This window comes from Stenotrophomonas sp. ZAC14D1_NAIMI4_1 (genome assembly GCF_003086775.1).
GTDB lineage: Bacteria > Pseudomonadota > Gammaproteobacteria > Xanthomonadales > Xanthomonadaceae > Stenotrophomonas.
Genome location: NZ_CP026001.1, coordinates 3,644,397 through 3,657,495 on the forward strand (window position 1 = coordinate 3,644,397; position 13,099 = coordinate 3,657,495).

At 67.6% G+C, this 13,099-nt stretch carries 13 protein-coding genes; 8 read left to right on the top strand and 5 right to left on the bottom strand.

Annotation, left to right across the window (positions count from 1 at the left end):
- Positions 1 to 180 precede the first annotated feature (180 nt).
- From thiS to C1927_RS16725, 4 genes are all read left to right on the top strand, one after another.
- Positions 181 to 381, top strand: a complete 201-nt coding sequence (gene thiS, locus C1927_RS16710) for a sulfur carrier protein ThiS (protein WP_108747263.1) — start codon at positions 181 to 183, stop codon at positions 379 to 381.
- Positions 382 to 514: 133 nt separating this feature from the next.
- Positions 515 to 1,309 (top strand): thiazole synthase, encoded by a 795-nt coding sequence (locus tag C1927_RS16715; RefSeq protein ID WP_079222965.1) that lies wholly within the window; start codon positions 515 to 517, stop codon positions 1,307 to 1,309.
- Positions 1,309 to 2,043 (top strand): tRNA (guanosine(46)-N7)-methyltransferase TrmB, encoded by a 735-nt coding sequence (gene trmB, locus C1927_RS16720; protein ID WP_006387461.1) that lies wholly within the window; start codon positions 1,309 to 1,311, stop codon positions 2,041 to 2,043. The genes C1927_RS16715 and trmB overlap by 1 nt, the downstream gene beginning before the upstream one ends.
- A 27-nt stretch (positions 2,044 to 2,070) precedes the next feature.
- Positions 2,071 to 3,918 carry an SLC13 family permease gene (locus C1927_RS16725; protein ID WP_079222967.1) on the top strand — a complete coding sequence of 616 codons (1,848 nt, stop codon included), beginning with the start codon at positions 2,071 to 2,073 and terminating at the stop codon, positions 3,916 to 3,918.
- 259 nt (positions 3,919 to 4,177) lie between these two features.
- Here C1927_RS16725 and C1927_RS16730 read toward each other — a convergent pair whose 3' ends face one another.
- Positions 4,178 to 4,513, bottom strand: a complete 336-nt coding sequence (locus C1927_RS16730) for a Rieske (2Fe-2S) protein (RefSeq protein ID WP_079222968.1) — start codon at positions 4,511 to 4,513, stop codon at positions 4,178 to 4,180.
- Positions 4,514 to 4,692: 179 nt separating this feature from the next.
- Here C1927_RS16730 and C1927_RS16735 point away from each other — a divergent pair, with 179 nt between their 5' ends.
- The 4 genes from C1927_RS16735 (at position 4,693) to C1927_RS16750 (ending at position 7,906) form a co-directional block, all read left to right on the top strand.
- A complete protein-coding gene (locus C1927_RS16735; protein ID WP_079222969.1) occupies positions 4,693 to 4,977 on the top strand; it encodes a hypothetical protein in 285 nt (94 codons plus the stop codon).
- Positions 4,978 to 5,046: 69 nt separating this feature from the next.
- Positions 5,047 to 5,769, top strand: coding sequence for a fumarylacetoacetate hydrolase family protein (locus tag C1927_RS16740; protein ID WP_108747264.1), 723 nt, complete (start codon positions 5,047 to 5,049; stop codon positions 5,767 to 5,769).
- A gap of 53 nt (positions 5,770 to 5,822) precedes the next feature.
- On the top strand, positions 5,823 to 6,227 hold the full coding sequence (gene mscL, locus C1927_RS16745) for a large-conductance mechanosensitive channel protein MscL (protein WP_079222971.1): 405 nt from the start codon (positions 5,823 to 5,825) through the stop codon (positions 6,225 to 6,227).
- A 257-nt stretch (positions 6,228 to 6,484) separates the two neighbouring features.
- Positions 6,485 to 7,906, top strand: a complete 1,422-nt coding sequence (locus C1927_RS16750; RefSeq protein WP_108747265.1) for a M28 family peptidase — start codon at positions 6,485 to 6,487, stop codon at positions 7,904 to 7,906.
- 61 nt (positions 7,907 to 7,967) lie between these two features.
- Here C1927_RS16750 and C1927_RS16755 read toward each other — a convergent pair whose 3' ends face one another.
- From C1927_RS16755 to C1927_RS16770, 4 genes are all read right to left on the bottom strand, one after another.
- Positions 7,968 to 9,419 carry an alanine/glycine:cation symporter family protein gene (locus C1927_RS16755; protein ID WP_108747266.1) on the bottom strand — a complete coding sequence of 484 codons (1,452 nt, stop codon included), beginning with the start codon at positions 9,417 to 9,419 and terminating at the stop codon, positions 7,968 to 7,970.
- A gap of 10 nt (positions 9,420 to 9,429) precedes the next feature.
- Complete coding sequence (locus tag C1927_RS16760) at positions 9,430 to 10,416, bottom strand: hypothetical protein (RefSeq protein WP_108747267.1); 987 nt, start codon at positions 10,414 to 10,416, stop codon at positions 9,430 to 9,432.
- Between the two features lie 177 nt (positions 10,417 to 10,593).
- Positions 10,594 to 11,433 carry a TrmH family RNA methyltransferase gene (locus tag C1927_RS16765; RefSeq protein ID WP_079222975.1) on the bottom strand — a complete coding sequence of 280 codons (840 nt, stop codon included), beginning with the start codon at positions 11,431 to 11,433 and terminating at the stop codon, positions 10,594 to 10,596.
- A complete protein-coding gene (locus C1927_RS16770; protein WP_079222976.1) occupies positions 11,434 to 12,945 on the bottom strand; it encodes an alanine/glycine:cation symporter family protein in 1,512 nt (503 codons plus the stop codon).
- Between the last annotated feature and the right edge of the window lie 154 nt (positions 12,946 to 13,099).

Sequence of the window (13,099 nt, forward strand, 5' to 3'; positions counted from 1 at the left end):
GATCCGGCGCACACGTACGCCGGCGCACGGTGAATGGTTTCACCGTGTCGCCGATTGCTCACGCTGCGCCGCCGCATGAATTGTCGCCTGAGACCATGCTGGCGGGCTGTGCCGGTGATGGCGTGCGGCGCACGGAGGCGGCGGTTCCGATCCTGATGGGCCATAAGCGACAATGCGCGGATGAACATCCAGCTCAATGGCGAACCCCGCACCCTGCCCGCTTCGGCGACCCTCCTGGACCTGCTCGCCACCGAGCAGCTGCTGCAGCGCCGGGTGGCGGTGGAAGTGAATGGCGAGATCGTCAGCCGCAGCCGCCATGGCGAGCACGTGCTGGCCGAAGGTGACGTGGTGGAGATCGTGCACGCGCTCGGTGGTGGCTGAGGAAAACCCGCGCTCCGCGCTCGCCGGGCTTGGCCCGGCGCTACCCTGCGCATCTCTTCCGGTAGCACCGGGCCATGCCCGGCGGCGTCGAAGTGACGACCCCATCTTCAGGCGGATAAGCGATAATCGCGTCATGAACCTCCCTGTCTCCCCCGATTCGCTGGTGATCGCCGGCAAGACCTATGGCTCGCGGCTGCTGACCGGCACCGGCAAGTTCAAGGACCTGGAAGAAACGCGCCTGGCCACCGAGGCCGCTGGCGCCCAGATCGTCACCGTGGCCATCCGCCGCACGAACATCGGCCAGAACCCTGGCGAACCGAACCTGCTGGACGTGCTGCCGCCGGACCGCTACACCATCCTGCCCAACACCGCCGGCTGCTACACCGCCGAAGACGCCGTGCGCACCTGCCGCCTGGCCCGCGAGCTGCTGGACGGCCACAACCTGACCAAGCTGGAAGTGCTGGGCGACCAGAAGTCGCTGTACCCGGACGTGGTGCAGACCCTCAAGGCCGCCGAGCAGCTGGTCAAGGACGGCTTCGAGGTGATGGTCTACACCTCCGATGACCCGATCCTGGCCAAGCGCCTGGAAGAGATCGGCTGCGCTGCGGTGATGCCGCTGGCCGCGCCGATCGGCTCGGGCCTGGGCATCCAGAACAAGTACAACCTGCTGCAGATCATCGAAGACGCCAAGGTGCCGATCATCGTCGACGCCGGCGTGGGCACCGCCTCCGATGCCGCCATTGCGATGGAGCTGGGCTGCGACGGCGTGCTGATGAACACCGCCATCGCCGGTGCGCGCCACCCGGTGCTGATGGCCAGCGCCATGCGCAAGGCCGTGGAAGCCGGCCGCGAGGCCTTCCTGGCCGGGCGCATCCCGCGCAAGCGCTACGCCAGCGCCTCCTCCCCGGTGGATGGGCTGATCGGCTGATGACCAATCCTTTTGACAGCGCCGGTTCCAAGGCCCCGCCCAAGCCCTTCACCGTGAGCGAGGGCCGCCGCGAGGTGCGCAGCTTCGTGCTGCGCCAGGGCCGCTTCACCCCCGCCCAGCAGCGCGCGTTCGACGAACGCTGGCCGCGCTTCGGCATCGACTACAACGGCCAGCCGCGCGACCTGGATGCCACCTTCGGCCGCCCGGCGCACAAGGTGCTGGAAATCGGCTTCGGCAACGGTGCAGCCATGCGCTTCGCCGCTCAGCACGATCCGTCGCGCGACTACATCGGCATCGAAGTGCACGCCCCGGGCGTGGGCCGCCTGCTGAACGCGCTGGCCGATGACAACGCCGACCACGTGCGCCTGTACCACCACGATGCGGTGGAAGTGCTGCAGAACGAGATCGCCGACGGTGCGCTGGATGAAGTGCGCATCTACTTCCCGGACCCGTGGCACAAGAAGCGCCACAACAAGCGCCGCCTGCTGCAGCCGGCGTTCGCCGAGCTGATCGTGCGCAAGCTGCGCCCGGGTGGCCGCCTGCACTGCGCCACCGACTGGGAAGACTACGCCGAGCAGATGTGGGACGTGCTCGACGCCACCGCCGGCCTGGTCAACCGTGCCGGCCCGCGTGGCAGCGTGCCGCGCCCGGACTGGCGCCCGCAGACGCACTTCGAGACCCGCGGCCAGAAGCTCGGCCACGGCGTCTGGGACCTGCTGTACGACCGTACCTGACCCACGCACGAGGACGCTGCGCCCCACATGGATACCGCGCTGACGCTGACCAACGACATGAAGCTCGTGCTCGGGCTGGTCGGCTTCACGATGGCGATGTTCCTGTTCGAGCGCATCCGCGCCGACGTCGTCGCGCTGGTGGTGCTGGTGGTGCTCGGCGTCACCGGCCTGATCGCCCCGGAAGAAATCTTCGGTGGCTTCTCGGGTAACGCGGTGATGAGCATCATCGCCACCACCATCCTCGGTGCGGGCCTGGACCGCACCGGGGCGCTGAACCGGCTGGCCGCGTGGCTGCTGCGGCGCGGCCACGGCGTCGAGCAGCGGCTGCTGATGATGACCACGGCCATCGCCGGCCTGAACTCGTCCTTCATGCAGAACCCCTCGGTGATGGCGCTGTACCTGCCGGTCGCCTCGCGGCTGGTCGCGCGCACCGGGCTGACCCTGCAGCGGCTGCTGCTGCCGATCTCGGCAGCGATCGTGATGGGCGGCGCGCTGACCATGGTCGGCAACTCGCCGCTGATCCTGCTGAACGATCTGCTGGCCTCGGCCAACAACAATCTGCCTTCGGGCCTGGCGACCATCGAGCCGCTGCGCATGTTCGCGCCGCTGCCGATCGGCGTGGCCCTGCTGATCGCCTCGCTGCTGTATTTCCGCTACTACGGCGACCGCAAGCTGATCGAAGAGGAAAGCCTGGTCAATGACGGGGTGACCCCGGCACGCACCGAGAGCTACTTCGCCAAGACCTACGGCATCGAAGGCGATGTGTTCGAGCTGGTGGTCACCGCCGAAAGCCCGCTGGTGGGCATGACCCTGGGCGAGGCCGAGACCCTGCATGATGCGCCGCTGCTGCTGGCGCTGAAGACCGGCAACGACACCCGCCTGGCACCGCCGGCGGAGATGCGCATCTGGGTGGGCAGCGTGCTGGGCGCGATGGGCCCGCGCCAGGACGTGCACGATTTCGCGCAGAACCAGTTCCTGCGCATGTCCTCGCGGCTGAAGCACCTGGGCGACCTGTTCAACCCCAGCCGTGCCGGTATTTCCGAGGCAGTGGTGCCGCCGACCTCCAACGTGATCGGCAAGAGCGCTGCCGATCTGCGCCTGCGCAAGGAGCGCGGCATCAGCCTGCTGGCGATCAACCGTGACAAGCAGGTGATCCGCGAGGACGTGCGCGACGTGCAGCTGCGCGCCGGTGACATGCTGGTCTTCCACAGCATCTGGACCGACCTGGCGCAGGCCGCGAAGAGCCGCGACTTCGTGGTGGTGACCGACTACCCGACCGGCGAGCAGCGCCCGCACAAGTTCAAGATCGCGATGGCGATCTTCGCGCTGACCATCCTGATCGCGCTGACCAGCAAGCTGCCGGTGGCGCTGACCCTGATGACCGGCGTGGCCGGCATGCTGCTGACCGGCGTGCTGCGCATGGACGAGGCCTATGCCTCGATCAACTGGAAGACGGTATTCATGATGGCCGGGCTGATTCCGCTCGGCTGGGCAATGGATTCCAGCGGCGCGGCGGCCTGGGTGGCCGGCCACACGATCGACAAGCTGCCGACCGGCATCCCGATCTGGGTGCTGGAGCTTGCGCTGGCACTGCTGACCACGGTGTTCTCGCTGGTGATCAGCCACGTGGGCGCGACGATCGTGATGGTGCCCATCGCGGTGAACCTGGCGCTGGCGGCGGGCGGCAATCCGACCGCGTTCGCGCTGATCGTGGCGTTGTCAGCGTCCAACAACCTGATGACGGCCTCCAACCCGGTGATTTCGATGATCACCGGCCCGGCCAACTACACCCCGCGCGAGATGTGGCGGGTCGGCGGACCGCTGTCGCTGATCTACACGCTGGTGGTGGTGGTGATGATCAACCTGATGTTCTGAGGGTGGGGTGTGTTGGCAGGGCTGCGCCCTGCACCTGCAGAAGCAACGGCAACGTCCAATGCCCGCCTTCGACAGTTTCACGCGGCTGATGGTGGGTGCCGACCGTTGGTCGGCACGGGGTCGGATCCCGGTGTTGAATGGCATTGCCACGGAGCCAGTAGATCCACGCATGGCGTGGATGCTTCTGCTTCTACCCTGACGCCCCGATGGGGTCAGAGCCGTTTTCCTGCGGAGAACGGATCCGACCCCGACGCTGGCCTCAGGCCAGGTAGACCTGGCCGTCGCGGATATCCACCGGCACCGCGCGCAGGCGGTCGCCCTTGCACGGGCCGGCAATGCAGTCACCGCTGTCCAGCGCGAACGAGGCGCCGTGCGCAGCACACACCAGGTGGCCTTCACGGCTCTTCAGGAACTGGCCGGGAGCCCAGTCGAGGCGGCGGCCGGCGTGCGGGCAGATGTTCAGGAATGCGCGCACCTGGGCGCCATCGCGATACAGCACCAGCGATTCGGCATCGCCTTCGACCACCGCTTCGACCTCGGCAAAGGCCCCGTCGGCAAGGGCATCAAGGGCGATCAGGGCAGCGGCGGCAGTCATGGCGGAAGGCTCTTGCGGAAAACCGGATTGTCGCACGGCCGCTCATATGACTGGCTGCGACATGAACACAAGTCATTGATCCGTAATAAGCAAAGGCTATATTTAACGAGTTTTTCACTCAATGACAGTGGCGCATCCCGATACTCTGGTTTCGCTGATCCCAGCCCTATCGAGCCGCCATGTTTACTCGCGCTTCCGCCTTCAACCAGTTCCGCACCCTGTTCGCGCCGCGCAAGCCGCGCCACCCGCTGGTGCGCGTTGCCGTGGGCCTGCTCGGCCTGGCGATCCTGGCAGCGATGGTGTTCATCGGCGTGTTCGTCGGTGCGGCGATGATCCTGATCGGCCTGGCTTGGAAGCTGCTGGCGTCGCGCAAGCCCAGCGTCACGCGTCGTGCGGCCGATGCCAACGTGGTGGAAGGCGAATACCGCGTGGTGCGCAAGTCAGCTTTGCCGATGTCGCGCTGATGCGCTCGCCCGCTGACGTGGGCGCCGCACCGTTCTAGACTGCAGGGGCCTTCCTACTGGAACCCCCGCATGTCCACTGCCGTTGTTTCCGATGTGATCCCTGCCCCCGCCGTGCCGCGCGTACCGGTGGTGGGCGGTGGCACCTTCCCGGTCCACCGCATCTACTGCGTCGGCCGCAATTTCGCCGACCATGCGCGTGAGATGGGTGCTGCGGTGCCGGCGGCCGACGATCGCGGCCGCCCGATGTTCTTCTGCAAGCCGGCCGATGCCATCGTGGTCGGCCATGACGATGTAATCCCCTATCCCCCCGCCACCGGCAACCTGCACCACGAAGTCGAGCTGGTGGTGGCGATCGGCGTGGATGCACCGGCCGGTGAACTGGCCGTGGCCGATGCCGACGCGCTGATCTACGGCTACGCCGTGGGCCTGGACCTGACCCGCCGCGACCTGCAGGCCGCCGCCAAGGAAAAGGGCCACCCGTGGGATTCGGCCAAGGGCTTCGATGCCTCCGCACCCATCAGCGAGATCGTGCACGCCGGTGAAGTGGGCGACCTGGCCGCATTGAACCTGTCGCTGGAAGTGAACGGCGAAGTGCGCCAGCAATCGCTGCTCGACCAGATGATCTGGAACGTGCCGGAAATCCTGCATGAGCTGTCCAAGCTGTGGCAGCTGCGTGCCGGCGACCTGGTGTTCATGGGCACGCCGTCGGGTGTGGCCGCATTGAAGCCGGGCGACCGTTTCAGTGCGCGACTGGAAAACGTGGCCGAACGCCACGGCGTCATCGCAGGCTGACATCCGCTGCGTTAACCTGCGCCCGATCCCTCGCCCTCAGGAGAAGAACAAGAATGGGAATGCTCACCGAGTTCAAGGAATTCGCGATGCGCGGCAACGTCATCGACCTCGCCGTCGGCGTGGTCATTGGCGCGGCCTTCGGCAAGATCGTCACCGCCCTGGTGGAAAAGATCATCATGCCGCCGCTGGGCATGCTGATTGGCAAGGTCGATTTCTCCGATCTGGCGTGGACGTTGTCGGCCGCCAGCATCGGGCCGGATGGCAAGGAAATTCCGGCAGTGGTGATCGGCTACGGTGATTTCCTCAACACACTGGTGCAGTTCATCATCGTGGCCTTCGCCATCTTCATGGTGATCAAGGTGATCAACCGCCTCTCGCGCAAGAAGGATGCCGCCCCGGCCGCACCGAAGGAAGAAGTGGTGCTGCTGCGCGAGATCCGCGACAGCCTGAAGAAGTAAGGTGCCGGGCGCCATCGCGCGCCCCGCGTACCTGTAGAGTCGAGCCGTGCTCGACTGCGCCGGACAGTCGTCAAGGTAGTGCCGGGCCGTGCCCGGCGAGCGCAGCGGTTGGTCGACGTTCGCCGGGCATGGCCCGGCGCTACCGCTTTGCCGCTCATGGCCGGAAAACAGCGTTCGCCACCACCGTGACCTCCCGCCCATGCGCGGCGCTGAACGACTGTTAAGCTCCAAGGCTGATTCCCTTCCCGGAGCTGTCCATGCGTCGCCGCGTCCTTGCCATCGCATCCTCCCTCGCCCTGCTGGCCGCGCCGGCCTTCGCGGCGCCGCGCACCACCACCCTGCCCCCGGCCTCGCTGGCCACCGCTGCGCAGCTGCGTGACCAGGCACTGGCCGACGACACCGGCTGGAAGGTGGTGGAATCGCTGACCACCGAGATCGGCCCGCGCATCGCCGGCAGCGAAGCCGATGCCCGCGCCGTGGCCTGGGCCGAAGCCAAGTTCAAGGCACTCGGCTTCGACAAGGTGTGGAAAGAGCCCGTGACTTTCCCCAAGTGGGAGCGCCGCAGTGAACATGCCGCAGTGACCGGCAGGAACCCGCAGCCGCTGCAGATCACCGCCCTGGGCGGCAGCCCCGGCGGCAGCGTCGAGGCCGAGGTGGTGCGTTTTGCCGACCTCGCCGCGCTGCAGGCGGCACCGGAAGGTTCGCTGAAGGGCAAGATCGCCTTCGTCGATTACCAGATGCTGCCGTTCCGCGACGGCCGTGACTACGGCCGCGGCGGCGCGATCCGCAGCAAGGGCCCGTCCGAGGCGATCCGCAAGGGCGCGGTCGGTTTCCTCATGCGCTCGGCCGGTACCGATTCGCACCGCGTGCCGCATACCGGCATCACCCGCTTCGATGATGGCCTGACCCCGGTGCCGTCGGCGGCCCTCTCGGTGCCCGATGCCGACCAGTTGGCCCGCCTGGTGGCGCGTGGCACCACCACAGTGAAGGTGGCGCTGGACTGCGGCTGGGACGGCACTGCGACCTCCTACAACGTGATCGGCGAAATCACCGGGCGTACGCTGCCGAAGGAAGTGGTGGTGATCGGTGGTCATCTCGATTCCTGGGACCTGGGCACCGGCGCCGTGGATGACGGTGCAGGCGTGGGCATCACCATGGCCGCCGGCCACCTGATCGGCCAGCTCAAGCAGGCCCCCAAGCGCACCATCCGCGTGATCGCCTTCGCCAACGAAGAACAGGGCCTGTATGGCGGCAAGGCGTACGCCGAGGCACATGCCAAGGACGTGACGCTGCACCAGCTGGCCGCCGAGAGCGATTTCGGTGCCGGCCGCATCTACGCGTTCAACACCGGCTCGCCGAACCCGGAAGGCTCGCGCGACGCTACCCGGCAGATTGCCGAGGTGATGAAGCCGCTGGGCATCGAGTACATGGCCGACAAGGGTGGCCCGGGCCCGGATGTCGGCCCGCTGGCCGCCAAGGGCGGCGCGTGGGCGTGGCTGGCGCAGGATGGTTCGGATTACTTCCACCTGCACCACACCGCCGACGACACCCTGGACAAGATCGACCCGAAGGCACTGGCGCAGAACGTGGCCGCCTACACTGTGTTCGCCTACCTGGCGGCCGACGCCGATGGCAGTTTCGGCAGCGAAGCCAAGGCCACCACGCCGCCGAACGAGTGACGCGGTGAAGTCACGGGGTCAGACCCCTCGCCTTGGGCGAGGGCTCTGACCCCGCTTACGTTCAACGCTCCCAGACACGCGTATTGCGCACGCCGATCGCCTGCGGCCTGAACAACGGATCACGCTGCTGCCGCTTCTGCTGTTCGTAATCGCGCAGTGCCGCCAGGGCAGGCTTCTGCAGCAGCAGGATGGCAATGATGTTCAACCAGCTCATCATGCCCACGCCGATATCACCCAGCGCCCAGGCCACCGTTGCGGTATTGACCGCCGAGTAGCCGGTTGCGCCCAGGAACAGCAGCTGGAAACCGGTGACCGTCGCGCGCCCGGGGCGGTCGCGGCACAGGTAGCTGACATTGGTTTCGGCCATGTAGTACAGCGCCAGGATCGTGGTGAACGCGAACGGCAGGATCGCCAGCGCGACGAACGACCTGCCGAAACCCGGCAGCGCCGATTCCACCGCATGCTGCACGAAGCGCGGCCCGGCCTCGACACCCGGCAGGTTGGCGAGCAGCAGGCGCGCCTCGTCGGGCACACCGTTCACAGCCGGATCGTAGACGTTGTACAGCCCGGTCGACAGGATCAGGAACGCGGTTGCGCTGCACACCACCATGGTGTCGATGTAGACCGAGAACGACTGCACCAGGCCCTGCATGACCGGATGCGAGACTTCCGCCGCCGCGGCCGGATGCGCACCACTGCCCATGCCCGCCTCGTTGGACAGCACACCACGACGCACGCCCCACTGGATGGCGGTGCCGATCATCGCGCCGAACGCGGCGTCCACGCCGAACGCACTGCGCAGCACCAGCGCGAGAACCTCGGGAACCCTGTCGACGTTGATGACCATGACCACGGCGGCGACCAGCAGGTAAGCCACGGCCATGATCGGCACCACCCACTCGGCCACGCGGGCGATGCGGCGCACGCCGCCGTACAGCACCGCCGCAAGGACAGCCAGCAGCACCGCCGTGGTGCCCGCCACCGGGATGCCCCAGGCCTCGTTCACCGCGCTGGTGATGGCATTGGACTGGGTGCCGGCCAGCATCGCCCCCGCCAGCACGGTGACCAGCGCGAACAGCACCGCATACCAGCGCTGGCCCAGGCCCTTTTCGATGTAGTAAGCCGGGCCGCCCCGGTACTGGCCGCTGGCATCGCGCTCCTTGTAGATCTGCGCCAGCGTCGATTCGATGAAGGCACTGGAGGCGCCGAGGAAGGCCACGATCCACATCCAGAAGATGGCCCCCGGGCCGCCGAAGGCGATGGCCATGGCGACACCGGCGATGTTGCCGACACCGACCCGGCTGGACAGTGACAACGACAGCGCCTGGAAGGGCGAAACGCCCGCCTCGGAGCGCTCGTGGCGGAACATCAGGCGCAGCATGTCAGGCAGCGCGCGCAGCTGGATGAAGCGCGTGCGCACGCTGAAGTACAGGCCGGCCAGCAGGCAGAGCACGACCAGCCAGGGGCTCCAGATGATGCCCAGCAGGACATTGACGATCGATTCGATGCTCATGGCCGCCCCCTCAGAAGAACACGCCCAGGGCGATCTGGGGGCTGATGACGCGGCCGGTATTGCGCCCGGCCAGGGTGATCTCGACGCCGGCAATCAGCCCCAGCGACGGGCTGAAGTGATACTCCACCGCCGGCGCCACCGACAGCGAGCGGCTGGCCGGGCGCTGTTCGTCGATGCGTCGCCCGCCCCCGTCGGCGGTGGGCATGAAGCCGATCAGGCGCTGGCCGGTCTCGCGGCTGGCGGCAAGTTCCATCACCCCGACCCAGCGGTCGTTGAAGCTGTACTCGCCGGCCACCGACAGGCCCAGCACCGAGCCTCGCGCGATGTGGCCCTGGAAGCCGGCTTCGGTGCCGTAGATGCTGGCGCCCGACAGCGCCGTACGCGCCGGCGCCGGACCGGCCATCAGTTGCCCACGCCAGCGCAGCGGTCTCCCGTTCGGCATCCACACCACCTGCTGCACACCCAGCGCGACGGTGGTGCGCTGCACGCCATCGCCCTGCGCATCCAGGGGGTTGCCGGTGATGCGGTCGTGGCTGCCGGTGCTGAAGCGCTGCGACACCGCCAGCGAAACCGCAGGCCGGGTGCCATCGGCGCTGGGTGCCTGCAGCAGGTACTGCAGGCGGGCGGTGGTATCGCCGGCACGGAAGCCGCCACTGTGCCCGGTGCCGGACTCCGCCCGCGACGCACTGAGGTTCACCTGGCCCATCAGGCGGTCGCTGAAGCCGTACATCACCGGCATGACCACCGCCCACGCGCCGCTGTCCTGCGCGCTGCGCTGGCGCTCGCCGTCGGCATCGTAGTGGGCGTTGCTGTCGACGCGGACCAGGTAGGGTTCGAGGAACCAGCGGCCCTGCGGCAGGCCCGCGGGATTGGGGGTGATCAACGGCCCCATGAAATTGACGTTTTCCAGGCTGCGTTCGTTGGCGCAGGCACTGGCACTGGCCAGCGCACTGGCCAGCAGCAGGGACACGGACAAGGTGCGTTGCAGATGGGACATGACAGCCACTCCGGGGACAACGAGGGATGGAGTTCCACCCTGCGTCGCCGGCGATGGCCGACCTATGAGGAAAGTTTCAAATTTCCAGCGCGCTTTCAGTGCCGTAAAGCATGCCTGGCAATCGACGGGGGCCAGAGCCCTCGCCTGCGGCGAGGGCTCTGCCCCCGATCCGGGCCCTCAGCCGTGACGGCTGGACCACTGCGCCAGCAGCACCGCCGTCGCCGAGGCGACGTTGAGGCTTTCCACCGCGCCGCTGCCGGGGATGGAGACCTGCTGGTCGCACTGGCTGGCCAGCGCGCGATCCATGCCCTCGCCCTCGGCACCCATCACGTACACCAGGCGCGCGGGCAACTCGGCACGGAACACGTCCTGGCCGCCCTCGACCAGGGTCGCAGCCAGGCCGAAGCCCGCCGCACGCAGCGCCGCCATGGCATCTGCGTCACCGGGCAGCTGCACCAGCGGCAGGGCCTCGGCGCCACCTTCGGCCACGCGCGCGGCGGCACCGGACAGCGCCAGCGTGCTGCCGGCCGGCAGCAGCAGCGCCTTGGCACCGAAGTGCGCGGCCGAGCGCAGGATCGCGCCCAGGTTGTGCGGGTTGCCCACGCCATCCAGCCACAGCGCCAGCGCCGGGCCGTCGCCCACCTGCTGCAGCCACTGCGCCAGCGGCAGCACCGGCGCACGCACCACGTCAGCCACCACGCCCTCATGGTGGGTGGTGCCGGCCAGCTTGTTCAGGTCGCCGTCTTCCACCACGCGGTACCCCACGCGGTTGGCCACGCACCACTTCAGCAGCGGCTGCAGGCGCGGAATGCGCGCCTCCAGCAGGTACAGCTTGCGCAGCGCCTGCGGGCGCGCTTCGAAGGCGGCCAGCACGGCGTTCAGGCCGAACAGGCGCAGCTCATCGTTGCCGCCACGGCCGCCACCGCCACCACCCGTGGCCGGCACCTCCGGACGCGGCAACGGCGTTGCGCGTGGCGGACGGGCGGACGGGCGGCGGTTGTTCCAGGGGTTGTTCACTTACACATTCTCCTGCTTGCGCTGGCGCCAGAAGTCGGCGTTCTTGATGCCCAGGGCATCAGGGTCGAACGTCGGATCCAGGCCCAGCTTCTTCTGTCGTTCGTAGTCACGCAGGGCCAGCATGGCCGGCTTCTGCACGATGAGGATGGCGATGATGTTCAGCCAGGCCATCAGGCCCACGCCGATGTCACCCAGCGCCCAGGCCAGGGTCGCATTATGGAATGCGCCGAACACGACCATGGCGATGATGCCCAGGCGCAGCACCAGCACGGTCAGCGGGCGCTTCTTGTTGTGGTTGACGTAGGTCAGGTTGGTTTCGGCCATGTAGTAATAGGCCATGATGGTGGTGAAGGCGAAGAAGAAGATGGCGATCGAGACGAACGCCGCGCCCCAGCCCGGCAGCACCGCTTCCACGCCGGCCTGCGCGTAGCCGGCGCCTTCGGGAATACCGGCCAGGCCCTGGAAGATCGGCGGCGCGTTGGCGCCTGCAGGCGAGTACACGTTGTAGGTGCCGCTGGCCAGGATCAGGAACGCGGTGGCAGTGCACACCATCATGGTGTCGAAGTAGATGGCGAAGGCCTGCACGTAGCCCTGCTTGGCCGGGTGCGAAACCTCGGAGGCCGCGGCGGCGTGCGGGCCCGAGCCCTGGCCGGCTTCATTGGCGTAGATGCCGCGCTTGATGCCCCACTCCACCGCCAGGCCCATCATCGCGCCGAACGCAGCGTGGGTGCCGAAGGCGCTGTCGAAGATGATGCCGAACATTTCCGGCACGCGGTCGTAGTTGATGACCATGATGACGATGGCCATCAGGATGAAGGCGGCGGCCATGAACGGGACCACCACTTCGGCGAAGTTGGCGATGCGCTTGACGCCACCGAAGATGACCACGCCCAGCAGCAGCGCCACGGCGATGCCGATGCCCAGCTTCAGCGCTTCGACCGAGCTCATGCCCAGCATCTGGCCATCCAGCGGGCCGCACACGGCGGTGCCACGGCAGGCGTTGATGACGCTGTCAGCGATGGCATTGGCCTGCACGCCCGGCATCAGGAAGCCGGCGGCGATGATCGTGGCGATGGCGAAGGCCAGCGCATACCACTTCAGGCCCATGGCCTTTTCGATGTAGTACGCCGGGCCACCGCGGTAGCGGCCCTCGGCATCCTTGGTCTTGTAGATCTGCGCCAGGGTGCATTCCACGTACGAGGTGGACGCGCCGAGGAAGCCCATCACCCACATCCAGAAGATGGCACCCGGGCCGCCGAACGCGATGGCGGTGGCCACGCCGGCGATGTTGCCGATGCCCATGCGGCCGGCCATCGACATGGCCAGGGCCTGGAAGGAGGACACGCCGGCCTCGGACTTCTCGCCCTGCACTGTCAGGCGGCACATCTCGAAGAAACCGCGGATCTGCATGAAGCGGGTGCGCAGGCTGAAATACAGGCCGGCGCCCAGGCACACCACGATGAGGGCCTTGCTCCAGATGATGCTGTTGATGAAATGTACGGTTGCTTCCACGCGCGCTCTCTCCAGTCGGCGGGTTGTAAGGACGTCCCGTCGGCTGGAAGGGACCGGACCGATTCTCCCTGATCGAAGGTCGCTGCGATAGCGCCGGATTCGGAGGCGTGTTCTCCGCCGGGCATGGCCCGGCGCTACCGGCATTGACCGCGCA

Excerpts from the sequence above, each read along its gene's own strand:
- C1927_RS16740 (WP_108747264.1), top strand. The coding sequence starts at position 5,047 with ATGTCCACTGCCGTTGTTTCCGATGTGATCCCTGCCCCCGCCGTGCCG.
- C1927_RS16725 (WP_079222967.1), top strand. The coding sequence starts at position 2,071 with ATGGATACCGCGCTGACGCTGACCAACGACATGAAGCTCGTGCTCGGG.
- C1927_RS16755 (WP_108747266.1), bottom strand. The coding sequence starts at position 9,419 with ATGAGCATCGAATCGATCGTCAATGTCCTGCTGGGCATCATCTGGAGC.
- C1927_RS16730 (WP_079222968.1), bottom strand. The coding sequence starts at position 4,513 with ATGACTGCCGCCGCTGCCCTGATCGCCCTTGATGCCCTTGCCGACGGG.
- C1927_RS16760 (WP_108747267.1), bottom strand. The coding sequence starts at position 10,416 with ATGTCCCATCTGCAACGCACCTTGTCCGTGTCCCTGCTGCTGGCCAGT.
- C1927_RS16715 (WP_079222965.1), top strand. The coding sequence starts at position 515 with ATGAACCTCCCTGTCTCCCCCGATTCGCTGGTGATCGCCGGCAAGACC.
- thiS (WP_108747263.1), top strand. The coding sequence starts at position 181 with ATGAACATCCAGCTCAATGGCGAACCCCGCACCCTGCCCGCTTCGGCG.
- mscL (WP_079222971.1), top strand. The coding sequence starts at position 5,823 with ATGGGAATGCTCACCGAGTTCAAGGAATTCGCGATGCGCGGCAACGTC.
- trmB (WP_006387461.1), top strand. The coding sequence starts at position 1,309 with ATGACCAATCCTTTTGACAGCGCCGGTTCCAAGGCCCCGCCCAAGCCC.
- C1927_RS16735 (WP_079222969.1), top strand. The coding sequence starts at position 4,693 with ATGTTTACTCGCGCTTCCGCCTTCAACCAGTTCCGCACCCTGTTCGCG.
- C1927_RS16750 (WP_108747265.1), top strand. The coding sequence starts at position 6,485 with ATGCGTCGCCGCGTCCTTGCCATCGCATCCTCCCTCGCCCTGCTGGCC.